Raw genomic sequence first — 26065 nt, 5'->3', positions numbered from 1 at the left:
TTATAAGCATAACAAAATGACCACAACCACCGTCCTTTTACTTTTACTTTCAGTAATACTGGCCGGAGGAGTATCATTTTTTCAATATTTCTATAAAGCCAAAACCAGTTCAAAAATCAATTGGTTCTTGGCTTTTTTGCGTTTCATTGCCATTTTCGGATTGTTGGTTTTATTAATCAACCCAATTCTCACCCGAAAATCATTTGAAACCATCAAAATTCCGTTACCAATTATTGTCGATAATTCGTCATCAATTACTGAATTAAACTCCAACGAATCAGCGTTAGAAGTTTATAAAAAACTGACTTCCAATTCCGCTTTACAAGAAAAATACGAAGTACAATCCTATCAATTTTCAAGCGAATTGGAATCTGCGGAGACTTATGATTTCAAAGGAACACAAACACGAATCGATGGAGTAGGAAAAGGGCTGAAAAGCATCCACAAAAGTGTCAATCATCCCACCGTGATCATTACCGACGGAAATCAAACGCAAGGAAGCGATTACATATATTCTTTTGACGAAAATAAATCAGTTTACCCAATTGTTTTGGGCGACACGACTTCAGTTCTGGATTTAAAAATTAGTCAACTCAACGTCAACAAATACGCTTTTCTCAAAAATAAATTTCCGGTTGAGGTTTTTGTCAATTATTCCGGGAATAAAAATGTGAATGCCACTTTTTCCATTTCGCAAGGAAATTCGATTTTAAGCAAACAAAATGTAAGCTTTTCTAACAGCCAAAAATCACAATTAATCACCGTTTTATTGCCCGCCGAAAAAGTAGGAGTACAAGTTTTTAAAGCAACGATTGCTTCATCAGAACCGGAAAAAAACACGTACAACAACACCAAGAATTTTGCCGTAGAAATCATCGATCAAAAGTCTGAAATTGCGATTGTTTCTTCTATCAATCATCCCGATATCGGAGCGTTAAAACGTGCCATTGAAACTAATCAACAACGTAAAGTAACGATTGTTAAACCAAATCAAATCAATTCATTACAAGATTTTAATGTATTGATTTTATACCAACCAACTTCCGAATTCAAATCAGTTTTCGAAAAAAATAATCTAGCCAATTTAAACACTTGGATTGTCACCGGATTGCATACTGATTTCACTTTTTTAAACCAACAACAAACTACGTTTGAATTCAAAATGAGTGGTCAACAAGAAGATTATTTGTCTACTTTTTCTTCGCAATTCAACCTTTTTGCAATCGACAATATTGGTTTTGAAAATTTTCCTCCGTTGCAAAATCCGTTTGGAACAATTACGTCAAAATCGAACTATGATAAATTAATTGGAGCCAGAATTCGTAACGTCGAACTCGATTCTCCGTTATTAGCTTATACTGAAAACCAAGGAAAACGATCCGCTTTTTTATTAGGTGAAAATATTTGGAAATGGCGTTTACAAAGCCACATCGATCAACAAAGTTTTGAAAAATTTGATGTGTTTATCGATAAAACAATTCAGTTTTTGTCGTCAAACAATGCACGAAAATCATTGGTTGTAACGCACGAAAATTTCTATAACTCAGGCGATGCTATCGAAATTAATGCTCAGTATTTCAATAAAAACTATGAGTTTGACGACAATGCTCGTTTATCCATAACGGTAAAAAACAAAGCAACCAATCAAACAAAATCGTATGATTTACTAAAATCAACTAATTCGTATAAAGTAAACTTAGACGGACTCTCTGCCGGAAATTATTCGTTTACCGTAACCGAAAACAATTCAAAAACGTCCTATTCAGGCTTTTTTGAAGTGTTAGATTTTGATATTGAAAAACAATTTGTTAATCCGGACTATGCTAAACTAAACCAATTGGCTACTCAAACTAACGGAAAAACATTTCTGGCTACTCAAATAGATGAATTAATTGCATCTTTATTGGCGAACGAAAACTACAAACCCATCCAAAAAGAAATAGTCAAAAAAACACCAATTATCGATTGGGTTTGGTTACTTATTATTATTTCTCTTGCTTTGGTTTCAGAATGGTTTATTAGAAAGTATAACGGTTTACTATAACTTAAGATTTACTTAATTGAATTCCTCTCACTAATAATGTGATTCCATTTGCGTTAATTTTACATCAAAATAAAGCAAATGAAAAGTTACATTTCTATCGTATTCCTTTTTACAGTGAGTTTTTTTTATGCTCAAAACTGGCAAACCAATTTTGAAGAAGCACAATCTCTTGCTATCAAGGAAAACAAAAATATTGTATTGGTTTTTTCCGGTTCCGATTGGTGTGCTCCTTGTATGAAATTAGAAAAAAACATTTGGATGTCAGCTGAATTTAAAGTTGAAGCTGAAAAAAACTGGGTGACATATAAAGCCGATTTTCCAAAGAAAAAAGCCAATCAATTGGCTCCTGAAATAACAGAGCAAAATAAAGTATTAGCCGAAAAATACAACAAAGGTGGAAGTTTTCCTTTGGTAGTTTTGTTGGATAAAAATGGAAAAGTGCTTGGAATGACCGGATTCAAAAATGTATCACCTGCCGAATACATAGCGATGATTAAAAAATTCGAAAAGTAAATGAAATCGATTCTTTTATATTGTAGTCTTTTCTTTTTGTGGAATTCTTCCGCACAAATTGTTCACACTAAAAAGACATTTATGCTTGGCAGTCCTTTTGAAATGACTGTAGTTGCAACAGATACCGTTCAAGGTAATCAATATATTAACCAAGCTATTGATGAAGTTAAACGCATTGAAAACTTAATTTCCGATTGGATTCCAACTACACAAATTTCAAAAGTTAATCAAAGTGCCGGAATTGCTCCGGTAAAAGTGGATAAAGAAGTTTTTGAATTGATTGAAAGAGCCATTAAAATCTCAAAATTAACTAACGGAGCTTTTGATATTTCCTATGCTTCCATGGATAAAATTTGGAAGTTCGACGGAAGCATGAAAGAAATGCCAACCGAAGAAGCCATCAAAAATTCAGTTGCTAAAGTAGGTTATCAAAATATTATCCTAAACGAAAAAGAATCTACAATTTTTCTAAAAAATAAAGGAATGAAACTCGGTCTAGGCGGCATTGGTCAAGGTTATATTGCCGATAAAGTCAAAGCTTTATTAATCGAAAACAATTGTAAATCAGGAATTGTCAACGTCTCCGGTGACATCTTTGCTTGGGGAAAACAACCTGATGGAAAACCGTGGACAGTAGCCATCGTGAATCCAATGAATAAAAATAAAGTGTTTGCAACTTTCCCTTTGGAAGACAGTGCTGTAGAAACTTCCGGTAATTATGAAAAATTTGTCACTTTCAACGGAAAGAGATATTCACATATTATAGATCCAAGAACAGGTTATCCTGCCACCGGAATTGTTAGTGTATCGGTTTTTGCAAAAACCACAGAACTCGCCGATGCACTGGCTACCGGAATTTTCGTTCTCGGCATTGAGGTCGGACTCGATTTAGTAAATCAAATCAATGGAATTGAATGCATTATTGTTGATGATAAAGGTGTGGTGCATACCTCTAAAAATATTGACATGAAGAAATTTGACAAGCAATAATTAGAGAGAAAAAAACATTAAAATTTTATAAATCTGTGTCATCTGTGTTCTAAAAATTAGTAAAATGAAAAATATAACAATTCTTGCCCTAATTCTCTTCGCAATTCAATCCTGTAACTCCGTAAAAGAATACGAAAAAGAAAAAATCAATGATCCTGATATGAAATTAGCCGCTCGTTCCTCCGAACGTTTTGAAACCAATTTTCAAGTCTATCGCGAAGCAGCAGCCGGAGCCAATGGTGGCAAAACAGGTGGTGGTTGTGGTTGTAACTAATTACTCAAATTAACAATGAAAAATTATTTTCTTTTACTCTTTCTTTGTTCTTTTTCGCTTTTTGGACAAGAACAAGATTCTACGCTCGTATTCAAAAAACGTGTGCTCGAATCGGTTGAAGTCGATTTTTTAATGAGTTATTATAAACAAGACGGAATTCATTCAGCGGTTTCCGGTGGAAATGGGATGGAGGAATTAACCGATATTACACCAACTATTGTTGTTGCCGTTCCACTAAACGACGACGATGTTTTAACAGTAGATATGGGGATTTCTGCCTATTCATCGGCTTCTTCAGGAAATATCAATCCGTTTGATAGTGCAACACCAAGTCCGTGGCAAGCTAGTTCGGGTGCTTCTGCTCAGGATGTTTTAACTACGTTGGTTGTGAATTACAGTCATAGTTCTAATGATCGAAATACGATTTGGAATGCACATATTTCCGGATCAGTAGAATATGACTATTCTTCCATTGGTTTTGGTGGCGGTTTAACAAAATTATTTAACGATAAAAATACTGAAGTGGGAATTGCTGCCAATGTTTATTTAGATACCTGGAAGCCCATTTATCCCAAAGAATTACAAGATTTTGCTGATAATGGAAATACTTTGAATGGTGGAATTTTTGATGATTTTACGATCACAGGAAATACCAATTACAACCCAACCAATTTTGTTTTTCAACCGGAAAAAAATAGAAATTCTTTTGCTCTTTCTTTCAGCTTTTCGCAAGTGCTGAATAAGAAAACACAATTATCCTTTTTTGCAGATATTTTACATCAACAAGGCTTACTTTCAACACCGTATCAACGCGTTTACTTTGCTGATGTGAGTGATTCGTTTATTAATGAATTTCAGTTAGCAGATGATATAGAACGATTACCGGATAGTCGATTTAAATTGCCAATTGGTGCTCGTTTGAATTATTACATCAATGAAAAAATTGTTTTCAGAACGTATTATCGTTTTTATATGGATAATTGGGGAATTAGTTCGCACACGGCAAGTATCGAATTGCCGTATAAAATAACAGATCGTTTTACTGTTTTTCCGATGTATCGTTTTTATACGCAATCTGAATCGAAGTATTTTGCTCCAAACGAACAGCATCTTTCAACAGAAAAATATTATACTTCCGATTATGATTTATCAACATTTGATGCTCATCAATACGGATTTGGAGTGAATTATACCGATATTTTCACCACTTCTAAAATCTGGAAATTTGGCATAAAAAATATCGATTTCAGATATAATCATTATTCTAGAAGTGATGGGTTAGAGGCAAATATTGTATCTTTCGGAATTAAATTTGTATTGGACAAATGAAACTTTTAGTCGTTGAAGATGAAATAGGAATTGCCAATTTTCTAAAACAAGGTTTAGAAGAAGAAGGCTATGAAGTTTTGGTTGCCAATGACGGTCAATCAGGATTAGAAATGGCAATTAGCCATAAACCCGATTTAATTTTATTAGATTGGATGTTGCCTAAACTCTCTGGGTTAAAAGTTTGTGAATCCTTTAGAAAAAACAATACCGCAACGCCAATTATTTTTTTAACAGCCAAAGATACTGTTCAAGAAACCATCGAAGGATTGAAAGCCGGAGCCAATGATTACATCAAAAAGCCTTTTAGTTTTGAAGAATTGTTAGAACGAATAAAAATTCATTTTAGAACCACCAAGGAAGTTGATGTTTTGACCTTAGGAAAGATTAAAATTATCCAATCAAAACACCAGGTTTTTTCAGAAAATAATGAAATTTCATTGACGCAAAGAGAATACGAACTTTTGATATATTTAATCAAAAACAAAGGAAAAGTATGCACTCGAAATCAAATTATTGAAGATGTTTGGGATATTCATTTTGAATATGATACCGGCGTAATTGATGTGTTTATGAATGCTATCAGGAAAAAACTCAATCTTTCTAAAGAAGATGAAAGTATTAAAACCATTCGAGGTGTTGGTTATATTGCTAATGATTAAGGTAGTTACAATTTATGCTTAAATTCTCTTTTAGAAATAGAATTGCTTTTTACTATATTATTAGCACTGCTTTGCTGATAACCATAGTTTTTTTAGTAATTTATCAAATGGTGAGTTTAAGTGTTTACAACCATATAAACGATGATATTCAAAATGAAGTTGAAAAACATTTACAAGAAATTGAAATAGATCATAACAACACTTATCTCATTCAAGTAGATGAATGGCGTGAAAGAGAACACAATACAGTGGATGTTAACCCTGTATTTGTTCAATTTTTTGATAGCAACAACGAACTAATTGATAAATCACCCAATTTAAAAAAACTCAATTTAAAGCTTTATCCTGAAGATAGAAAAAACGAATTCATTGATACCTATTTAAACAAAAAACCTATTCGTCAGATTCAGGTTCCGCTTTATGATAATCAAAAAGTTATTGGTCATCTCGTGGTAGCTATGTCGTTGGATGATGCCATTATGGTTTTGTCGAATTTGCGAAACATTCTATTTATTTCATTGCCGATTATTTTGATAAGTTTATTTCTTATCGCTCGATTTATTGTAGGAAGAAGCATCAAACCAATAAAAACGATTATTGAAACTTCAAAGCAAATTAGTCGCGAAAACCTAAGTTCGCGAATAGATTTACCACAAAATAAAGATGAATTATTCGTACTTTCAAAAACAATCAATGACTTGTTAGACCGAATTGAAAATGCCGTAGAACGAGAAAAACAATTCACATCTGATGCTTCTCATGAATTACGAACTCCATTGGCAATTATTAAAGGAACTCTTGAGGTTTTAGTGCGTAAACCTCGAAATCAATCGGAATATGAAGAAAAAATCAATTACAGCATCAAAGAAGTGGACCGATTAAATCAATTAGTTGACGAATTATTGTTATTGGCTCGTTTTGAAAATCAAAAACAAAATACTAAAAAAGAACCTGTTTTTCTCAACGCATTGATTTTAGATGTATTAGCTCGATTTTCGCAAAAAATAAATGATAAGAATATTAAAATTGAAAATTCATTTGCAGATGATTATACCATTGATTCTGATAATTATTTGGTTTCTATCATCATCAGTAATCTAGTATCCAATGCCATTAAATATTCCAATTCAAATGGAAAAATTTCTATTACTTTATCGAAAGAAAACAATCAAATTATTTGTAAAATTCAAGACAACGGAATTGGTATTTCTTCCGAAGAATTGAACAAAATAGGAAATCGTTTTTATCGTTCTCAATCCGTTCTTCAAACCAATACAAAAGGTACAGGCTTAGGTTTATCTATCGTAAAACGACTTACTGATTTATTGAATATTGACTTTCAAATAAACAGTAAATTAAACGTTGAAACTATAGTAGAATTAAGGTTTAACTAATCTATTCCTAAGTCAATCTTAAGTCAATTTCTTTATTTTCAGATTAATTTTACTGAAATTAAAAGATGCCAAAATGCTCGAAAAAATTATAGCCTTTAGTTTAAAAAATAAACTCATAATCCTTTTATTCACGCTTGGTGTTTTAGGATTTGGTTTATTCTCTGTTTTCCAAATTTCAATCGGAGCAGTGCCTGATGTTACTAATAATCAGGTACAAGTAATTACAACATCTCGCAATCTTTCTACTCAAGATATCGAGCAATATATTACGTATCCTGTAGAAATTGAAATGGCAAATTTGCCCGGTGTAACCGAAATACGTTCTATTTCTAAATTCGGATTATCTGTGGTAACGATTGTTTTTGAAGACGAAATAGGAACGTATTTACCTAGACAATTAATCGCTGAAAAAATCAAAACAGCTACCGAAAAAATACCGGAAGGTTTTGGAACACCGGAAATGGGACCAATTACCACAGGTTTAGGCGAAATCTATCAATATACGTTAGAAGTAAAACCCGAATTCAAAAATCAATATTCAGTTACCGATTTACGTACGATTCAAGATTGGGTCGTAAAAAGACAATTATCCGGAATCAAAGGTGTGGTTGAAATCAACACTTGGGGTGGCTATTTAAAACAATATGAAATCGCTATCAATCCTGCTAGTTTAAAAGCAATGAACATTTCTACTACTGATGTTTTTACAGCGTTGGAAAAAAATAATAGCATTGCTGGTGGTTCGTATATTGAAAAAACCAATCAAAGCTATTTCATTCGTGGCGAAGGAAAAGTAAATTCCGCTCAAGATATTGAAAATATTGTCGTTAAGAACGATTCTGGTTTGCCAATATACATTAAAGACATCGCCAAAGTACAATTTGGTCATGCCAATCGTTTTGGTGCGATTACAGGAAATGGAGAAGGAGAGAAGGTTTTGGGTCAAGTGATGATGCTAAAAGGCGGCAATTCAAAACAAGTAATTGAAGATGTAAAAGAAAGAGTTACCGAAATTGAAAAAACATTACCAGAAGGCGTTTATATCAACGGATTTTTAGAACGAAGTGAATTAGTCGGTAAAACTACGTTTACTGTTGCTGAAAACTTGATTTTAGGTTGTTTAATCGTAATTTTTGTTGTGGTTTTATTACTCGGAAATTGGCGTTCAGGATTGGTTGTTGCATCCGTAATTCCGCTTTGTTTGTTATTTGCTATTTCGTTCATGAATATTTTTGGAATTGATGCCAATTTAATGAGTTTAGGGGCGATAGATTTCGGAATCATCATCGACGGAGCTGTGATTATCGTTGAATTTATTGCTTTTCAAATTGCTCATAAATCCAGACATTTAGTCGGTTTAGCGAAAGAAGATCGTCAGTTAGAAATTGACCAAATTACCTATAAAAGTGCTTCAAAAATGATGAATTCGGCTATTTTTGGGCAGTTAATCATTCTTATCGTATTTATTCCAATTCTTTCCTTATCTGGTGTTGAAGGAAAAATGTTCAAACCTATGGCAATGACATTTAGTTTTGCTTTAGTTGGTGCGATGTTATTCTGTTTTACTTACGTTCCTGTAGCGGCTTCATTGTTTTTAAAACCGCAAGAAGAAAACCCAAAATCAATTTCAAATCGTTTAATTAACAAACTGAATTCTTGGTATTTACCTGTGATTACTTGGGCTTTAGGCAATACTAAAAAAGTACTTTATGGGGCTATTGGTTTATTATTTTTAGCAGTAGGATTGTTTGCAACTATGGGAGGCGAATTCATTCCAACATTAGATGAAGGTGATTTTGTAATTCAACCTGTTTTAAAAACAGGAACATCACTTTCTAAAACTATTGAAACGACTACCAAAATTGAAAAAATAATTCTTAAAAATTTTCCAGAAGTTTCTCAAGTTGTCAGTAGAATTGGTGCTGCCGAAGTGCCAACCGATCCAATGAGTATGGAAGAAAGTGATATTATCGTAAAATTAAAACCAAAATCTGAATGGGTTTCTGCTGATTCTAAAGATGAATTAGCTGATAAAATCAAAGCGGCTTTAGAAGAGAAAATTCCAAACATGGAAATTGAATTTACGCAACCTATTGAAATGCGTTTCAACGAATTAATTTCAGGTTCTCGCTCCGATGTGGCCATTAAAATTTTTGGTGAAGATTTGGATATTTTAGCCAAAAAAGCACACGAAATCGAAAAAGCAATTAAAAATGTGGAAGGTGCATCGGATATTATCATCGAAAAAACGGAAGGTTTACCTCAAATGTTCGTCCAATACGACCGAAGTAAAATTGCTCGTTATGGCTTAAATATTGCCGATTTAAACGAAATGATTGCTTTAGGTTTCGCTGGGAAAACCGTTGGAAATGTATTTGAAGGTGAAAAACGTTTTGATATGGTCATTCGATTAGATAAAACCAACAGAACTGATATTGAAGACTTACGAAATTTATATGTTTCCACTCCAAATGGCGAGCAAATTCCGTTAAGAGAATTAGCGTCTATCGAATATACAGAAGGTCCGGCTAAAATTTCAAGAGACAATACCAATCGAAGAATTATTGTGGGAATCAATGTGAGAAACCGCGATTTACAAAGTGTTGTTGATGATGTGAAGCAAATTATTGATACCAAAATTGATTTACCAACAGGCTATCGCGTCACCTATGGTGGTCAATTTGAAAACTTACAAAGTGCAAAAGCTCGATTGTTAATTGCTGTGCCAATCGCCTTATTTTTAATTTTTATTTTGTTGCATTTTGCCTTTGGATCCATCAAAGAAGCTTTAATGGTATATTCAGCAATTCCTTTATCAGCAGTTGGAGGTGTGTTGTTTTTATGGATGCGAGATTTGCCATTTAGTATTTCGGCGGGTGTTGGATTTATTGCATTATTCGGAATTGCAGTGCTAAACGGAATCGTACTAATTGAACATTTTAAAGAATTGAAACACAGTGGCATGAAAGATATGAACGAACTCATTTTAAAAGGGACCACCGATAGACTTCGACCAGTTTTATTAACCGCCGCTGCAGCTGCTTTAGGGTTTTTACCAATGGCAATTTCATCATCGGCTGGAGCAGAGGTACAACGCCCATTAGCTACCGTAGTTATTGGCGGATTGTTCACAGCAACACTATTAACAATGATTGTATTGCCAATTTTATTCAAAGTTTTTGATGAGAAAGAATTCAAAAAGCCGAAATTCAAAAAACATGTAAGCGGAACTTATATTTTACTATTCTTATTGGGTACAAGTTTTGGTTTTGCACAAGAGAATAATGCTGAATTAGATTCAATTATGAATAAAGCTTTGCTAAACAATAAATTAGTAAAAGCAGGACAATTGCAAATCGACAAAGCAAATGCAAATATAAAAACGGCTTACTCTTTTGATAAAACGAATGTGTATTATAGTTATGACCAAAATAATTTGGCCCAAAATAGCGAACCCTTAAAAGTATTTGGAGTGCAGCAATCATTTGCTTTTCCAACGGTTTATGGTGCTCAAAAAAAGGTCTATAAAGCCGAATTAGAAAGTCAAAAGGCTTCTTTCGAATTGCAGAAAAACAAACTCAAATTTGAAGTTTCAAAAGTATATCATCAAATCGTATATGTACAACATCAAGAAAAATTATATAAATATTTAGATAGTTTGTACCAAAATTTCTCTAAAGCAAGCGACCTAAGATTTGAATTAGGGGAAACCAATTACTTGGAAAAAATAACTGCTGAAGCAAAATTTAGACAAATTAGAACCAAACTTTCGCAATTAGATAAAGAGAAAAAAGCACAATTAGAATTATTACAAGCTTTAGTACAATCGGAGGAAAAAATCAGTGTAAAAACGAATGAAATTAAACCTATCAACAACACATTGAATACTTCAAGTAAAGAATTGTATAGTTCTTATTTAGAAAGTGTTACAAATAAATATAAATCTAATGAAAATCTCCAAAAACAGAATTGGTTGCCCGATTTAAACGTGGAATATTTTCAAGGAAGAAATAGCGGAATTTCACAATCTTTATATGGATTTCAAGTGGGTGTTGCTGTTCCAATATTGTTTAATGGGAATGTTGCAAAATCTAAAGTTGCCAAATTAGAAACACAAGCATGGGAACAACAAAAACAACATGAACTAATTAAAATAGATGCACACATCAACCAGAAAAACAGCGAATTAGAGCAATATAACCAAGCAATTGATTACTATAATCAATATGGGAAAAAAGTTTCTCAAGAGATTATTAAAGTAGCCAATATGAGTTACAAACACGGTGAAATTGATTTTTTTCAATTCATACAAAGTTTAGAAAATGCAACCACAATTCAGATAGATTATTTAGATGCCGTAAATCAATACAACAAAACGCAATTAGACTTACAATATATTAATATACAATAATTTACAAATGAAAAAACTATTCTACATAGCAACGATAACAACACTTTTATTTTCATGCAAACAAGAAGTTGCAGAAGAAAAAGTAGTTGATGATGGATTGATTACAGTAACAGAAGCTCAACTTCAATCGTCAAAAATGGAAATAGGTTCACCTATAGAACAAGATTTTGAAGTTATAGTCAAATCATCCGGAAAAATTGATGTTCCACCACAATATCGAGCTAAAGTAACCACGTTTTTAGGCGGTTATGTAAAAGCCACCAAATTATTAGTTGGTGATAAAGTTGCAAAAGGGCAAGCTTTAATTACATTAGAAAACACAGATTATCTGGATTTACAAAAGGATTATGTAGAAGTTGCCGAACAAATTAACTATTTGAAATCAGAATTTGAGCGTCAGAAAACGTTGTATAATGAAAAAATCACTTCACAAAAAAACTATTTAAAAGCAGAGAGTGAATACCGCCAAGCAAAAGGAATGTATCAAGGCTTACGTGAAAAATTATTGTTATTAAACATAAATCCAGCTAATGTTGAACGTGGAAAATTTACCTCACAAATTACAATTTCGGCACCCATTTCTGGTGATATAACAGTAATGAATGCGAATATTGGCATGTTTATGTCACCTTCAGATGTAATTTTAGAAATTGTAGACACCAATTATTTACATTTGAATCTAAGCATTTTTGAAAAAGACATTTTACATGTAAAACAAGGTCAAAAAATCACTTTTAAAGTCCCTGAATCAAGCAAAGAACAATTTATTTCTAACGTACAATTAGTTGGAAAATCAATAGAAAATAAAGACAGAACCATTTCCGTTTTTGGTACACTTACACCAGAAATAAAAGGAAAATTATTATCTGGAATGTTTGTAGAAGCTGATATAATTACCGATGCAAAAAAAGGATTTGGAGTTCCATCTGATGCTGTCATTACAGAAAATGACAAACATTATGTATTGGTTTTAAACAGTAAAAAAACTGAATATAAATTCAAAAAAGTTGCTGTTATAGTAGGAGAAAAATCAGAAAAATTCATTGAAATTATGCCTAATGATAATGTTAATGCTGAAACTAAATTACTCGTAAAAGGAGTATTCGAATTAACTAATTAAAAAAAACAGAAATTATGAACGACGCTCATTTACACATGGTTTTTAACCATTTTCCAATCATTGGATTATTCTTTGGAATCGGAATTTTAGCTTATGGGATTTTTAAAAAGCAAACCATTTTGGTTAATATAGCTTATGTAATTTTCATTTTTTGTATGATTATGGCAAAAGCAACCATGATGACAGGAGAAGGAGCCGAAGAAATTGTAGAAGAATTAGGAATATCGCACGACATCATTCATGAGCACGAAGAAGTAGCAGAAACTTTCATGAAAGTGCTTTATGGTTTAGGTATTCTTTCTGTTTTAGGCTTAGTAGCCAATTTTAAAAAGCATTCAAGAGCTGCAATTGTTTCTTATGTTGTATTAATTTCAGCTATAGGCACGGCTGTTTTTTCTAAGTCAGTTGGAACTTCAGGTGGCGAAATCCGTCATACGGAAATCAGAGAAAATTCAACATTCCAAAATAATGTGATTTCTGTAGAAAATGAAAGTAAAACCGATGATGATTAACTAAGTCTTTTGCTATTGAATTTCATTTTGTATCTTTATCAAAATCAAAAATCATAATGCAAAAAGAATTCAATCTTAAATTTATTCCAATGATTATTGGAATAATTATTTTAATTATTATCCTTTTCAAATCAACCGTTACCATCGAATCCGGTCAAGCGGGTGTTCTTTATAAAACTTTCGGTGGAGGAGTTGTAACCGATAAACCGCCTTTAGGTGAAGGTTTTCACGTCGTAGCACCTTGGAACAAAGTGTTTGTTTATGAAGTTCGTCAACAAGAATTATCAGAACAAATGCAGGTGTTGTCATCCAATGGTTTGGAAATCAAACTCGATGCCACAGCTTGGTTTCATCCGCAATATGAATTTACAGGAAAATTACATCAGGAAAAAGGGGAGAATTATATTGAAAGAGTGATTCGTCCAGCCATTCGTTCTGCCGCCAGAAGTGTGGTGGGAAGATATACACCGGAACAATTGTATTCTACCAAAAGAGATGCCATTCAAGACGAAATTTTCACTGAAACCAAAAAGATTTTAGCTAATCAATACGTCCAATTAAATGAAATTTTAGTTCGTGATGTCACTTTGCCACCCACAATTAAAATCGCAATTGAAACCAAATTAAAACAAGAACAAGAAAGTTTAGAATATGAATTTCGCTTAGAAAAAGCTCAAAAAGAAGCCGAACGTCAACGCATTGAAGCAGAAGGAAAAGCCCGTGCTAATCAAATTTTAAGTGCTTCACTAACCGATAAAATTCTTCAAGAAAAAGGCATTCAAGCCACAATTGAATTATCGAAATCCGCTAATTCTAAAGTAATTGTTATTGGTTCAGGGAAAGACGGAATGCCAATTATTTTGGGTAACCAATAGTTCAACAAATCACAAAGTTTCAAAATTTTTTGTTTTCTAAAAATTTTAGTCGTTACATTTGCAACATCAAAATAGAACAAAATGTTTTCAATTCAATTACATCATCATCATCACACCTCCGCTCAAGCGAAGTAATGATGCTATGTAATTAATTCATATATCTAAAACCCGTTTGAGTACATCAAACGGGTTTTTTTGTATCTCTCCGCTTTGGTGTACTCATTTTAAAAAAAACAAAAAATGAACACCTTAAAAATTGCTATTCAGAAATCAGGTCGACTCAACGAAGAAAGTCTTCAAATTCTCAAAGATTGTGGAATTTCCATTAACAACGGCAATGATCAACTTAAAGCCGAAGCTTCCAATTTTCCATTAGAAATTTTGTTTTTACGAAATTCAGACATTCCACAATATCTCATTGATGGAGTGGTTGATGCCGCCATTGTTGGTGATAATCTCTTGGTTGAAAAAGGTCAAAACATTGTCGTTGCCGAGAAATTAGGTTTTTCAAAATGCCGAGTTTCAGTCGCGGTTCCTAAAAATTTTCAATACAATTCTATTCAAGATTTGAAGAATTTACGAGTAGCGACATCGTATCCTACAACGGTTTTAAACTTTTTTAAGTCGAAAAACATTTCGATTGATATTCACCAAATCTCGGGTTCGGTTGAAATTGCTCCGAACATTGGCTTGTCAGATGCAATTGTCGATATCGTTTCCAGCGGAAGCACTTTATTCAAAAACAACCTAAAAGAAGTAGAAGTCATTCTGAAAAGCGAAGCCGTCCTAGCCGTTTCTCCTACCATTTCAACTGAAAACCAAGCGATTTTAAACAAACTTCAGTTCCGAATTCAATCCGTATTAAAAGCCAGAAAATCAAAATACATTTTGATGAATGTACCGAATGATAAAATTCAAGAAGTCAGCCAAATTCTTCCGGTTTTAAAAAGTCCAACTGTTATGCCGTTAGCCGAATCGGGGTGGAGCAGCCTTCATTCCGTCATAGAAGAAGACACTTTCTGGGAAGTCATCGACCAACTCAAATCAGCCGGAGCAGAAGGAATTTTGGTCTGTCCGATTGAGAAAATGGTTTTGTAGAGAAGTTTCAAGTTTCAAATTTCAAGTCACACAAAGCTTAATGAGTTTTAATGAAATTTTCCTTAATACCTTAATGTTAAAACAAAAAAAATGAAAAAATATAAAAATCCACCCCAATCTCAATGGTCAACGTTAACCCAACGACCAACCCAATCATTCGCCGAAATTGAAGAAACAGTTAAATCCATTTTCAAAGAAATTCAAACCAAAGGCGATACAGCAGTTGCAAAATATACTTCGTTGTTTGACGCAATTAAATTAGAAAATTTTCTCGTCCCGGAAAATGAAATCAAAGAAGCAGAAAATCAAGTCTCAACCGAATTAAAAGAAGCCATCGCTTTAGCAAAATCAAATATTTACAAATTTCACGCAGGTCAAAAAACAAATAAAATTGAAGTAGAAACCACCAAAGGAGTTTTTTGTTGGCAAGAAAAACGACCCATTCAAAAAGTTGGTTTATACATTCCAAGCGGAACAGCTCCGTTATTTTCAACAGTTTTGATGTTGGCGATTCCTGCTCAAATTGCAGGCTGCGAAGAAATCATTTTATGTTCACCACCGGATAAAAACGGAAAAATAAATCCCGCTATTTTATATGTTGCCAATTTGTGTGGCGTGACAAAAATCTTCAAAGTTGGCGGAATCCAAGCCATTGCGGCATTAACTTTTGGAACTGAAACCATCCCGAAAGTATATAAAATTTTCGGTCCCGGAAATCAATTTGTCACGGTAGCCAAACAAGTAGCTACTCAATTCGCAACAGCCATCGATATGCCTGCAGGACCGAGCGAGTTATTGATTTATGCGGATGATTCTGCGATTCCCGCTTTTGTTGCTTCTGATTTACTAAGCCAAGCCGAACACGGAACCGATAGTCAAGTAATCTTGGTTTCCAATTCTCAAAAATTAATTGACGAAGTAGAAAAGGAAATTGACCACCAAATTCAAGTTTTACCTCGCAAAGAAATTGCTCAAAAAGCTATCGATAATTCGAAATTAATTTTTATTCAAAAGGAGAGCGATGCATTGGATTTTATCAACGAATATGCACCCGAACATTTTATTATTTGTTCCAAAAACGAAGAGTATTTCATCAACGGAATTCAAAATGCAGGTTCTGTTTTCATTGGAAATTTCACTCCCGAAAGTGCCGGTGATTATGCCTCAGGAACCAATCACACCTTGCCAACAAACGGATTTTCAAAGAATTATTCCGGTGTAAATCTCGATAGTTTTTCAAAAGCCATTACGTTCCAGAGAATTTCTGAACAAGGTTTAAAAAATATCGGAAATGCAATTGAAATTATGGCGGAAGCCGAAGGATTACAAGCTCACAAAAATGCGGTTACATTACGACTAAATGCTTTAAAAAATGATTAAAAATATAGAAATAAACAGTTCGTTTTCGGTTCAGAATTTAGTTCGAAAGACTATTTTGAATATGAAACCCTATTCGTCCGCACGAGATGAATTCAAAGAATTTGAAACCAATTTGATTTTTTTGGATGCCAACGAAAATCCGTTTTCCAATGGGTACAATCGCTATCCCGATCCGCAACAAAAGTTATTGAAAACACTTTTGGCAAAGCAGAAAAAGGTTTCATTAAACCAAATTTTATTAGGAAATGGAAGCGACGAAGTACTTGATTTACTTTTTCGTGCTTTTTGCGAACCCAATAACGACAACATCATCACTTTGCCACCAACGTACGGAATGTATGGCGTTTTAGCCGATTTGAATGCCATTGAAAACAGAGAAATTTTGTTAACCAATGATTTTGAACCTAATGTGGATGAAATTTTGAATGCTGTTTCACAAAACACTAAAATCATCTTTTTATGTTCGCCAAATAACCCAACCGGTAATTCATTTTCAGATGAAAGTATTTTATATTTACTGAAAAATTTTAATGGTTTGGTCGTTTTGGATGAAGCGTATATTGATTTTTCGTCCAAAGAAAGTTGGTTGACAGAGTTGAATGATTTTCCTAATTTAGTGATCATTCAAACGTTATCAAAAGCTTATGGATTAGCCGGACTTCGGGTTGGAATTGCGTATGCTTCAGAGGAAATTATTTCCATACTGAACAAAATCAAACCACCATACAATTTGAATACAGCTTCACAAGAAATTGCTCTCAAAAAATTAAATCAAAATACCTTAAATGCTCAATTGAAAAAGCTCATTTCAGAACGGGAAAGTATTATCAATTCATTAAAATCAATTACATTTATTGAGGAAGTATTTCCTTCCGACGCAAATTTTATTTTAATAAAAGTAGATAATGCAACCTTGCGATACAACCAACTAATTCAAGCGGGAATTGTGGTTCGAAACCGAAGTAATCAGCCTTTATGTGAAAACTGTCTTCGAATTACAATCGGAACAAAAGAGGAAAACAATCAACTAATTACAACTTTAAAATCACTTTAAAATGGCACAAAAAATTCTATTTATTGATCGTGACGGAACCACTATCAAAGAAACTGCTGATGAACAAATTGATGCGTTTGAAAAAGTGACTTTCTATCCAAAATCACTGACGTATTTAAGCAAAATTGCCTCAGAATTAGATTTTGAATTAGTGATGATCACCAATCAAGATGGTTTGGGAACAGCAAATTTCCCTGAAGAAACATTTTGGCCGGTACATAATTTTATTCTAAAAACATTTGAAAATGAAGGAGTTGTGTTTGATGAAGTTTTAATTGATAAAACATTTCCATACGAAAATGCTACAACTCGTAAACCCGGAATTGGTTTGTTGCAAAAGTATTTTTCCGCTGACTATGATTTAGCAAATTCATTCGTTATTGGTGATCGTTTGACGGATGTTGAATTGGCTAAAAACTTGGGTTCAAAAGCGATTTTTATCAATGATAATACCAATTTGGGTTCGAATGAAATTTCCGTTAAACGCGATGAATTGAACTCAATTATTGCGTTAGAAACCAATAACTGGAAACAAATTTATGAGTTTTTGAAATTGGAAAACAGAACGACTTCAATTTATCGTAAAACGAATGAAACCGAAATTGCCATTACTTTAAATTTAGATGGAATTGGAAATAGCAACATTAGAACAGGATTAGCATTTTTCGATCATATGCTCGATCAACTTTCCAGACACGGTCAAATGGATTTGGATATTCAGGTCAAAGGCGATTTGCAAGTGGATGAACACCACACAATTGAAGACACGGCCATTGCGTTAGGCGAAGTTTTTGCAAAAGCATTAGGAAATAAATTAGGCATCGAACGTTACGGATTTTGTCTTCCGATGGATGATTGTTTAGCTCAAGTTGCCATTGATTTTGGCGGTCGATCTTGGTTGATGTGGCAAGCACCTTTTAAACGAGAAAAAATTGGTGATATGCCAACAGAAATGTTTTTTCACTTTTTCAAATCGTTTGCCGATGGAGCCAAAGCAAACCTAAACATCAAAGCGGAAGGTTTTAACGAACACCATAAAATTGAAGCGATTTTTAAAGCTTTCGCTAAAGCAATTAAAGCTGCGGTTAAAAGAGATTCAGAGAAAATGATTTTGCCAAGTACTAAAGGAATGTTGTAAAGTTTTCAGTCGCAGTCACAGTTTGCAGTCAACTACTGAAAACTGCGACTGAAAACTGCGACTGCGACTTAAAAATAAAAACATGAAAATAGCCATAATAGATTACGGTGCCGGAAATATAAAAAGCATTCAATTTGCCTTGAATCGATTGGGTTATGAAGGTGTTTTAACCAAAAATCCAAATGAAATTCTTTCTGCCGATAAAGTCATTTTTCCAGGTGTAGGCGAAGCAAGTTCAGCGATGAAGAAACTAAAAAATTCAGGTTTAGATGAATTAATTCCCACGTTAACCCAACCGGTTTTAGGAATTTGTTTGGGGATGCAATTGTTGTGCAACCATACCGAGGAAGGCAACACAAAAGGATTAGGAATTTTTGACACCAATGTCATTCGGTTTTCCAATGAAGTTAAAGTACCACATATGGGTTGGAATGACATAAAAATGGCCGACGAAAAGCAGTTTTTCTGCCGAGAAGCAACAGGTTTTATGTATTTCGTTCACAGTTTTTATGCTGAAATCTGCCACGAAACCATTGCAACGACACATTATTTAACCGATTTTTCAGCGGCATTGCAGAAAAATAATTTTTATGGTGTTCAATTTCACCCTGAAAAAAGTGGACTTGTCGGTGAAAAACTATTGCAAAATTTCCTCAATCTAAAACCCGTAACTCACAATCCGCAACCCGAAAACCTAATAAAATGAAAATAATCCCAGCCATTGATATCATCGAAGGAAAGTGTGTCCGACTTTCCAAAGGAAATTACGATTCCAAAAAAATATACAACGAAAATCCGTTAGAAGTAGCCAAATCATTTGAAGCTCACGGTATAACCAATTTGCATTTAGTCGATTTAGATGGAGCAAAATCAGGTCAAATTTTGAATTACAAAATTTTGGAAGAAATAAGTACAAATACGACTTTAAAAATCGATTTTGGAGGTGGATTAAAAACCAACAAAGATGTTGAAATTGCTTTTGAATGCGGTGCGAATCAAATTTCCGGAGGAAGTATTGCGGTAAAAAAACCTAGCTTATTTGAAGAATGGATTCAGCGTTTTGGCAATGAAAAAATTATTCTCGGTGCTGATGTTTCAAATGGAAAAATTGCTGTTTCAGGTTGGCAAGAAGAAAGTTCAGAAGAGCTAATTCCCTTCATAAAAAACTATCAAACTAAAGGAATTCAATCGGTTATTTGCACTGATATTGCTAAAGATGGAATGCTAGAAGGACCTAGTTTTGAGATTTATAAAACGATTTTAAACGAAGTTAAAAAGATAAAATTAATTGCTTCCGGCGGAATTTCAACTTTTGATGAATTACCAAAATTAGCCGAATTAGGTTGTCACGGCGTTATCATCGGAAAAGCCATATATGAGAGCAGAATCTCATTAAAACAGCTAGAAAACTTTATAACTAAACAAAAAGCTTAGCGTCTTTGCGTCTTTGCGAGAAATAATTATGTTGACAAAAAGAATAATCCCCTGCCTAGACATAAAAAATGGAAGAACCGTAAAAGGCATTAATTTTTTAGAATTAAAAGATGCCGGCGATCCGGTAGAGTTAGCTTTGAAATACAGTTTGGAAGGTGCGGATGAATTGGTTTTTTTAGATATTTCTGCCACAGAAGAACGCCGACAAACATTGGTTCAACTTGTTCAAAAAGTGGCTCAAACGATTACTATTCCGTTTACGGTTGGTGGCGGAATTTCATCGGTTGAAGATGTAGAACTATTGTTGAAAAACGGAGCAGATAAAATTTCCATTAATTCTTCCGCAGTTAAGAATCCCAAATTAATCTCAGAAATTGCCAAAAACTTTGGAAGACAATGCGTTGTGGTTGCCATTGATGCTAAATTAATCAATGAAAACTGGAAAGTACATTTAGTTGGAGGAAAAGTCGCCACCGAATTGGATTTATTTGATTGGGCAAAAGAAGTGGAACAACTTGGAGCAGGAGAAATTTTATTCACCTCAATGAATAATGACGGAACAAAAAATGGTTTTGCTAATGACGCGTTGGCTCAATTATCCAAAACAGTAAATCTCCCCATTATTGCCTCGGGTGGAGCAGGAACAATGCAACATTTTGAAGAAGCTTTTTCCATCGGAAATGCCGATGCAGCTTTAGCAGCCAGCGTTTTTCATTACAATGAAATTTCAATTCCAGATTTAAAAAATTATTTAAAAACAGCTGGAATTCCAGTTAGAATTTGATATTTATGAAACTAGATTTTACCAAAAATAAAGATGGATTAATCCCAGCGATTATTCAAGATGCAACTACTAAAATCGTTTTGATGTTGGGATATATGAACGAAGAAGCCTATCAACAAACAATTTCTTCTCAAAAAGTCACATTTTTCAGTCGAACCAAAAATAGGTTGTGGACAAAAGGCGAAGAAAGCGGCAATTTTCTCAATCTTGTTTCAATCGAAGCGGATTGCGACAATGATACACTTTTAATTCAAGTGAATCCAATCGGCCCAGTTTGCCATACGGGAGCCGAAACTTGTTGGCAACAGCCCAATAAAACAAAATTTGGGTTTTTATCAGAGCTAGAAAATACAATTCAACTTCGTAAAGAAAATGGCGAAACTGAAAAAAGTTATGTAGCCTCTTTATTTGCGAAAGGAATCAATAAAATTGCCCAGAAAGTAGGCGAGGAGGCAATCGAAATGGTCATTGAAGCCAAAGATTCCAACGATGATTTATTTTTGAATGAAAGTGCCGATTTACTTTTTCATTATTTAATTTTATTGAAAGCAAAAGGTTTTGAATTGAATGATATTGTGAAAATTTTGAAAGAAAGAGGCTAATCACTAATTACTAATCGCTATTCACTATTTTTTGTATATTTAGACCTTTAAAAAGTAAATTCTATGCTCAAAAAATCAGCGGTTGCTCTTAGCACCATCGTCTTATTCTCAACTTTATCCTGCGAACAAAAAAATATGAAGGCCCAAACAGAAACGGTAACTGAATCCAATTCAGAACATAAAATTGTTGTATATCAAGTTTTTACACGATTATTTGGAAACACAAATGCTACTAACAAACCGTGGGGAACAATCGAAGAAAATGGTGTTGGAAAGTTCAATGATTTCACCGATAAAGCTCTTCAGGAAATTAAAGATTTGGGTGTAACGCACATTTGGTACACCGGTGTTCCGCATCACGCATTAATAAATGATTATACAAAATATGACATTTCTAACGATGATCCGGATGTGGTGAAAGGCCGTGCCGGTTCGCCATATGCCGTGAAAGATTATTATAATGTAAATCCTGATTTGGCAGTTGATCCGACAAAAAGATTAGAAGAATTTGAAGCGTTGATTGAACGCACTCACAAAAACGGTTTGAAAGTCGTCATCGACATTGTTCCCAATCACATCGCCAGAAAATATGAAGGAAAGACGAATCCGAAAGGTGTAAAAGACTTTGGTGCAGATGATGATAAATCGATTGAATACAAGCGAAATAATAACTTTTATTACATTCCAAATTCCAAATTTGAAGTGCCAACTGATGCTAATTACAAACCATTAGGTGGCGAAAAACATCCGTTATCAGATGGCAAATTTGAAGAAATTCCTGCAAAATGGACAGGAAATGGATCTCGATTAGCCAAACCAGACATCAATGATTGGTATGAGACAGTCAAAATTAATTATGGCGTAAAACCAGATGGTTCAAAAGATTTTCCAACGTTACCCGAAGGTTTTGACAAAAAAGATTACAAAGCTCACGCCGATTTTTGGAAAGGAAAAGACGTGCCGGATTCTTGGAAAAAATTTAAAGATATCACTCATTATTGGATTGATAAAGGTGTGGATGGTTTCCGTTATGATATGGCAGAAATGGTTCCGGTGGAATTTTGGAGTTATATGAATTCATCCATCAAAATGAAAAATCCGAATGCGTTTTTGCTGGCAGAAGTGTATAATCCGGGTGAATACAGAAATTACATTCATTTAGGAAAAATGGATTATTTGTATGATAAAGTGCAAATGTATGACACATTGAAAAACATCGTGCAAGGTCGCGGTTTACCGAAAAATATATCAGGAATTCGTGAAGATTTGAAAGATATCGAACACCATATGTTACACTTTTTAGATAACCACGACGAACAACGTTTGGCGAGTCCACAGTTTGCAGGAGATGCTAAAAAAGGAAAACCGTTGATGGTTGTTTCAGCAACAATCAGTTCATCGCCCACGATGATTTATTTTGGTCAGGAAGTGGGCGAACCGGGAGCTCTTGATGCCGGTTTCGGAAAAAATTCACGCACCTCCATTTTTGATTATGTTGGTGTTCCGCATCATCAACGTTGGATGAATGATGGAAAATTTGATGGCGGACAATTAAAACCGGAAGAAAAAGAATTACGTGATTTCTATAAACGTTTATTGAATTTTACCTTAAAAAGCAGTGCTTTGATGGGTGAATTCGAGCAAATTCACGATGCCAATTTGAATGCCGGTTCCAATTATGATTTCGGATTGTATTCGTTTGTGCGTTGGAGTGACGACGAGAAATTGGTGATTGTGACTAATTTTAATCAAAATACACCCGTACAATGTGATGTGATGATTCCGGCAGATGTGGTGAAAAAAATGAATCTAAAAGACGGAAAATATAAATTAAAAGATCAATTGTACGGAAAAAGTTCAACTGAATTAGTTATTGAAAATGGAGTAGGGAAGTTTAAGGTGAAGATTGACGTGAATGAGAGCTTTATTTATAAGATAAAGAGTTAGAAGCTTCGAAGTAATGTTAACGCACAAAGTAAAATATGAAAGAAAATAAATGTTTTGAAGAACTTCTTGAAAATATATCAGAAAAGCAGTACATAGGATTAGGTAATCCTAATGCTAAAATTTTATTTATTGGCAAAGAAGCTGGGGCAGATTCTGAGTTAGAAATGTTTCACGGAAGTTTTAAATCTTGGAAAGAAAAGAAGTTCAATTATTCCGCAAGATATATTCCTAATGAAGTAAAAAACAGGAATTTAAATCACACTTGGCAAAGGTATCAAAAGTTATATGATTGTATTTTGTCAAAATTAAATATTAATCTTGATAAAGAAGACAAATATGAAATTAGTTTTATTGAAAATGTATTTACAACCGAATTAAGTAATTTGCACGCACCAAATACAAAGGATGCAAAAAAGCAAGAAAAATTTAAGGAAGAACTTAAATTAAGAAAAGCTGATTACTTTAAAAGTCAATTCATTCAACAATTCCCTGTGATAATAATATTTGCTAGCGATAATGAATATATTGAAACATATCCAGGAGAAGTTTGTGAATTATTTAATGTAAAATTTAATAGTTTATACGATCATAATTCAAAAGACAAAATATGGGTACACTTTGAAAATGAAAATGAAAAAAAGCCAAAATTATTAATCCATACAAGACAATTAACTAATCGAATAACTGCTGAATTGATTCCTAACATCTGTGAAATAATCGTAAATTTCATTAGAGAAAATTCAATTCAAATTGAAACAAAATAGAAAATTACGAGTTTCTTGCTTCCAATGAAGGTCATACTGAAAATCATTGCTTTTACAAAGCGGCAACACGTTAATAGTCTAAAATAAATATTAACCTGCTCATCCAAGCAGGTTTTTTTATGCTTTATTTAGTATTTCTTCGTCAATTACTCACTATATTTAAAAATTAAACATTTTCTATGGTTTGGTGGAAAAAAATAGTCATTTTCGTTTTAAGTTTACTAGCTCTGATTTTCGTTTTAAATATCGGATTGAGCTTTTGGATTAAAAAAGAATTGCCTAAAATCATCAACGAGAATAACGATTCGCCTTATCATATTGTTTACAAAACGATTGACATTACATTGTTGAGCGGAACGATTTTAATCAATGATATTACGATTGTTCCCAAAAAAGCAATGAATGAAACATCCGATAAAACCGGATTATTTGCTACAATTTCAGATGTTGACATTAAAGGAATTAGCATTTGGAGTTTCCTTTTCAATAAAAAAATCAAAGCTTCTAAACTAATTATTTCGCAGCCGGAAATTATTCTCTATAAAAATGATGACAAAGCACTAAATAATCCGAAAAGTATTAATGAAAGTGTCGTAAAACCTTTTAAAAACACCATTTCGGTTTCGGATATTGAATTGGAAAATGCTAATCTGAAAATCATTTCAACTAAAACAAATTTGCCTTCATTAGTCATCAGTAATCTTTCCTTAGAATTGGATAATGTTATTTTGGATGATGAAACAATCAAAGAGAAAATTCCATTCAATTACAAAGATTTTGATTTTTCGTGTGATAGTATTTATTTCAGAGCCAACGAATTTTATCACTTAAAAGCATCAACTATTCTAAGTACAAAATCAGATTTAAAAATTGAAAATTTCAAATTAATTCCGGAATACAGTCGAGCTGAATTTGTTAGAAAAATTCCCGTTGAAAAAGATATTTTTTCGGTAAGCATTCAATCGATTTCATTAAAAGATATGGATTGGGGTTTTGACGAAGAAGATTTTTATTTTCATTCAAAAAATATCGTTTTAGATTCGGTTTATGCTAATATTTATCGATCAAAAATTCCAAATGACGATCTTTCCAAAAAGCCATTGTATAACAAATTATTGCGAGAAATTCCGTTTAAATTGCAAGTTGATTCGTTGCAAATTCGTGAATCCATTTTAGAATACGAAGAAGAAAAAACGTTTGAAAAAGGATCGGGATTACTATCATTTCACCGATTTAATATGGCTGTAACCAATATTAACAGCGGTTATAAAGAGCGAAATTTATCGGATGTGAAAATTAAAGTGGATTGTCGTTTTATGAATGTTTCGCCGATGAAAGTCGATTGGCAATTTAATGTGCTAGATAAAATGGACGGATTTACAATAAAAGGTACGATTTTAAACTTTCCCGCCGAACAACTTAAACCGTTTACCAAACCGTATATGAATGTGGATGTGGAAGGAATGTTGGATGAAGTCTATTTTAATTTCGCCGGAAATGATCTAAAATCAAAAGGTAATTTTGCCATTAAATATGAAGATTTGAACGTCATCGTTTACAAAAAAAATAGCCGAAAAGAGAAAAATAAATTTCTTTCGGCTATTGGTAATTTGTTTGTCAAAAAAGATTCTGATGAAAAAGTCAAAGAAGTTGAAGTGGAAGTGGAAAGAATTCCTGAAAAATCGTTCTACAATTTTCTGTGGCGAAACATTGGTGAAGGGCTTAAGAAAACCTTACTTTAAA

General features: G+C 33.3%; 22 protein-coding genes. All 22 read left to right on the top strand.

Going from position 1 to position 26065, the window contains the following annotated elements:
* Positions 1-16: 16 nt before the first annotated feature.
* The 22 genes from M0M57_RS15375 (at position 17) to M0M57_RS15270 (ending at position 26064) form a co-directional block, all read left to right on the top strand.
* Positions 17-2044, top strand: a complete 2028-nt coding sequence (locus tag M0M57_RS15375) for a hypothetical protein (RefSeq protein ID WP_248433984.1) — start codon at positions 17-19, stop codon at positions 2042-2044.
* 78 nt (positions 2045-2122) lie between these two features.
* Positions 2123-2557, top strand: coding sequence for a thioredoxin family protein (locus M0M57_RS15370; protein ID WP_248433983.1), 435 nt, complete (start codon positions 2123-2125; stop codon positions 2555-2557).
* Positions 2558-3547: an FAD:protein FMN transferase gene (locus tag M0M57_RS15365; protein ID WP_248433982.1), complete on the top strand. Its 990-nt coding sequence runs from the start codon at positions 2558-2560 to the stop codon at positions 3545-3547. It begins immediately after the preceding gene.
* A 64-nt stretch (positions 3548-3611) separates the two neighbouring features.
* The gene (locus M0M57_RS15360) at positions 3612-3821 is read left to right on the top strand and encodes a DUF4266 domain-containing protein (protein ID WP_248433981.1); all 210 of its coding nucleotides are present in this window, start codon (positions 3612-3614) and stop codon (positions 3819-3821) included.
* A 15-nt stretch (positions 3822-3836) separates the two neighbouring features.
* Positions 3837-5150, top strand: coding sequence for a DUF3570 domain-containing protein (locus M0M57_RS15355; protein ID WP_248433980.1), 1314 nt, complete (start codon positions 3837-3839; stop codon positions 5148-5150).
* A complete protein-coding gene (locus M0M57_RS15350) occupies positions 5147-5809 on the top strand; it encodes a response regulator transcription factor (RefSeq protein ID WP_248433979.1) in 663 nt (220 codons plus the stop codon). The genes M0M57_RS15355 and M0M57_RS15350 overlap by 4 nt, the downstream gene beginning before the upstream one ends.
* Before the next feature lie 14 nt (positions 5810-5823).
* Complete coding sequence (locus tag M0M57_RS15345) at positions 5824-7203, top strand: sensor histidine kinase (RefSeq protein WP_248433978.1); 1380 nt, start codon at positions 5824-5826, stop codon at positions 7201-7203.
* 73 nt (positions 7204-7276) lie between these two features.
* Positions 7277-11614 carry a CusA/CzcA family heavy metal efflux RND transporter gene (locus tag M0M57_RS15340; protein WP_248433977.1) on the top strand — a complete coding sequence of 1446 codons (4338 nt, stop codon included), beginning with the start codon at positions 7277-7279 and terminating at the stop codon, positions 11612-11614.
* Between the two features lie 7 nt (positions 11615-11621).
* The gene (locus M0M57_RS15335) at positions 11622-12734 is read left to right on the top strand and encodes an efflux RND transporter periplasmic adaptor subunit (RefSeq protein ID WP_248433976.1); all 1113 of its coding nucleotides are present in this window, start codon (positions 11622-11624) and stop codon (positions 12732-12734) included.
* Between the two features lie 14 nt (positions 12735-12748).
* Complete coding sequence (locus tag M0M57_RS15330) at positions 12749-13246, top strand: hypothetical protein (protein ID WP_248433975.1); 498 nt, start codon at positions 12749-12751, stop codon at positions 13244-13246.
* A 56-nt stretch (positions 13247-13302) separates the two neighbouring features.
* Entirely contained in the window at positions 13303-14121 is an 819-nt protein-coding gene (locus tag M0M57_RS15325) for a prohibitin family protein (protein ID WP_248433974.1), read from the top strand.
* A 240-nt stretch (positions 14122-14361) separates the two neighbouring features.
* Complete coding sequence (hisG, locus tag M0M57_RS15320; protein ID WP_248433973.1) at positions 14362-15219, top strand: ATP phosphoribosyltransferase; 858 nt, start codon at positions 14362-14364, stop codon at positions 15217-15219.
* A gap of 90 nt (positions 15220-15309) precedes the next feature.
* The gene (gene hisD / locus M0M57_RS15315) at positions 15310-16599 is read left to right on the top strand and encodes a histidinol dehydrogenase (protein WP_248433972.1); all 1290 of its coding nucleotides are present in this window, start codon (positions 15310-15312) and stop codon (positions 16597-16599) included.
* Complete coding sequence (hisC, locus tag M0M57_RS15310) at positions 16592-17653, top strand: histidinol-phosphate transaminase (protein ID WP_248433971.1); 1062 nt, start codon at positions 16592-16594, stop codon at positions 17651-17653. Before hisD ends, hisC begins: the two co-directional genes overlap by 8 nt.
* A 1-nt stretch (position 17654) precedes the next feature.
* On the top strand, positions 17655-18791 hold the full coding sequence (gene hisB / locus M0M57_RS15305; protein ID WP_248433970.1) for a bifunctional histidinol-phosphatase/imidazoleglycerol-phosphate dehydratase HisB: 1137 nt from the start codon (positions 17655-17657) through the stop codon (positions 18789-18791).
* A gap of 82 nt (positions 18792-18873) precedes the next feature.
* The gene (gene hisH / locus M0M57_RS15300) at positions 18874-19497 is read left to right on the top strand and encodes an imidazole glycerol phosphate synthase subunit HisH (RefSeq protein ID WP_248433969.1); all 624 of its coding nucleotides are present in this window, start codon (positions 18874-18876) and stop codon (positions 19495-19497) included.
* A complete protein-coding gene (hisA, locus tag M0M57_RS15295; protein ID WP_248433968.1) occupies positions 19494-20225 on the top strand; it encodes a 1-(5-phosphoribosyl)-5-[(5-phosphoribosylamino)methylideneamino]imidazole-4-carboxamide isomerase in 732 nt (243 codons plus the stop codon). The genes hisH and hisA overlap by 4 nt, the downstream gene beginning before the upstream one ends.
* Positions 20226-20253: 28 nt before the next feature.
* Positions 20254-21009 carry an imidazole glycerol phosphate synthase subunit HisF gene (gene hisF, locus M0M57_RS15290; RefSeq protein WP_248433967.1) on the top strand — a complete coding sequence of 252 codons (756 nt, stop codon included), beginning with the start codon at positions 20254-20256 and terminating at the stop codon, positions 21007-21009.
* A 5-nt stretch (positions 21010-21014) separates the two neighbouring features.
* Positions 21015-21611, top strand: a complete 597-nt coding sequence (gene hisIE, locus M0M57_RS15285) for a bifunctional phosphoribosyl-AMP cyclohydrolase/phosphoribosyl-ATP diphosphatase HisIE (RefSeq protein WP_248433966.1) — start codon at positions 21015-21017, stop codon at positions 21609-21611.
* A gap of 63 nt (positions 21612-21674) precedes the next feature.
* A complete protein-coding gene (locus M0M57_RS15280) occupies positions 21675-23558 on the top strand; it encodes an alpha-amylase family protein (protein ID WP_248433965.1) in 1884 nt (627 codons plus the stop codon).
* Between the two features lie 35 nt (positions 23559-23593).
* The gene (locus M0M57_RS15275) at positions 23594-24322 is read left to right on the top strand and encodes a hypothetical protein (protein WP_248433964.1); all 729 of its coding nucleotides are present in this window, start codon (positions 23594-23596) and stop codon (positions 24320-24322) included.
* A gap of 179 nt (positions 24323-24501) precedes the next feature.
* Positions 24502-26064: an AsmA family protein gene (locus M0M57_RS15270; protein WP_248433963.1), complete on the top strand. Its 1563-nt coding sequence runs from the start codon at positions 24502-24504 to the stop codon at positions 26062-26064.
* Position 26065 lies beyond the last annotated feature (1 nt).

Source organism: Flavobacterium azooxidireducens (assembly GCF_023195775.1).
GTDB lineage: Bacteria > Bacteroidota > Bacteroidia > Flavobacteriales > Flavobacteriaceae > Flavobacterium > Flavobacterium azooxidireducens.
Note: the sequence above shows the minus strand (reverse complement) of the source record. Positions and strands in the feature narration are given on the sequence as shown.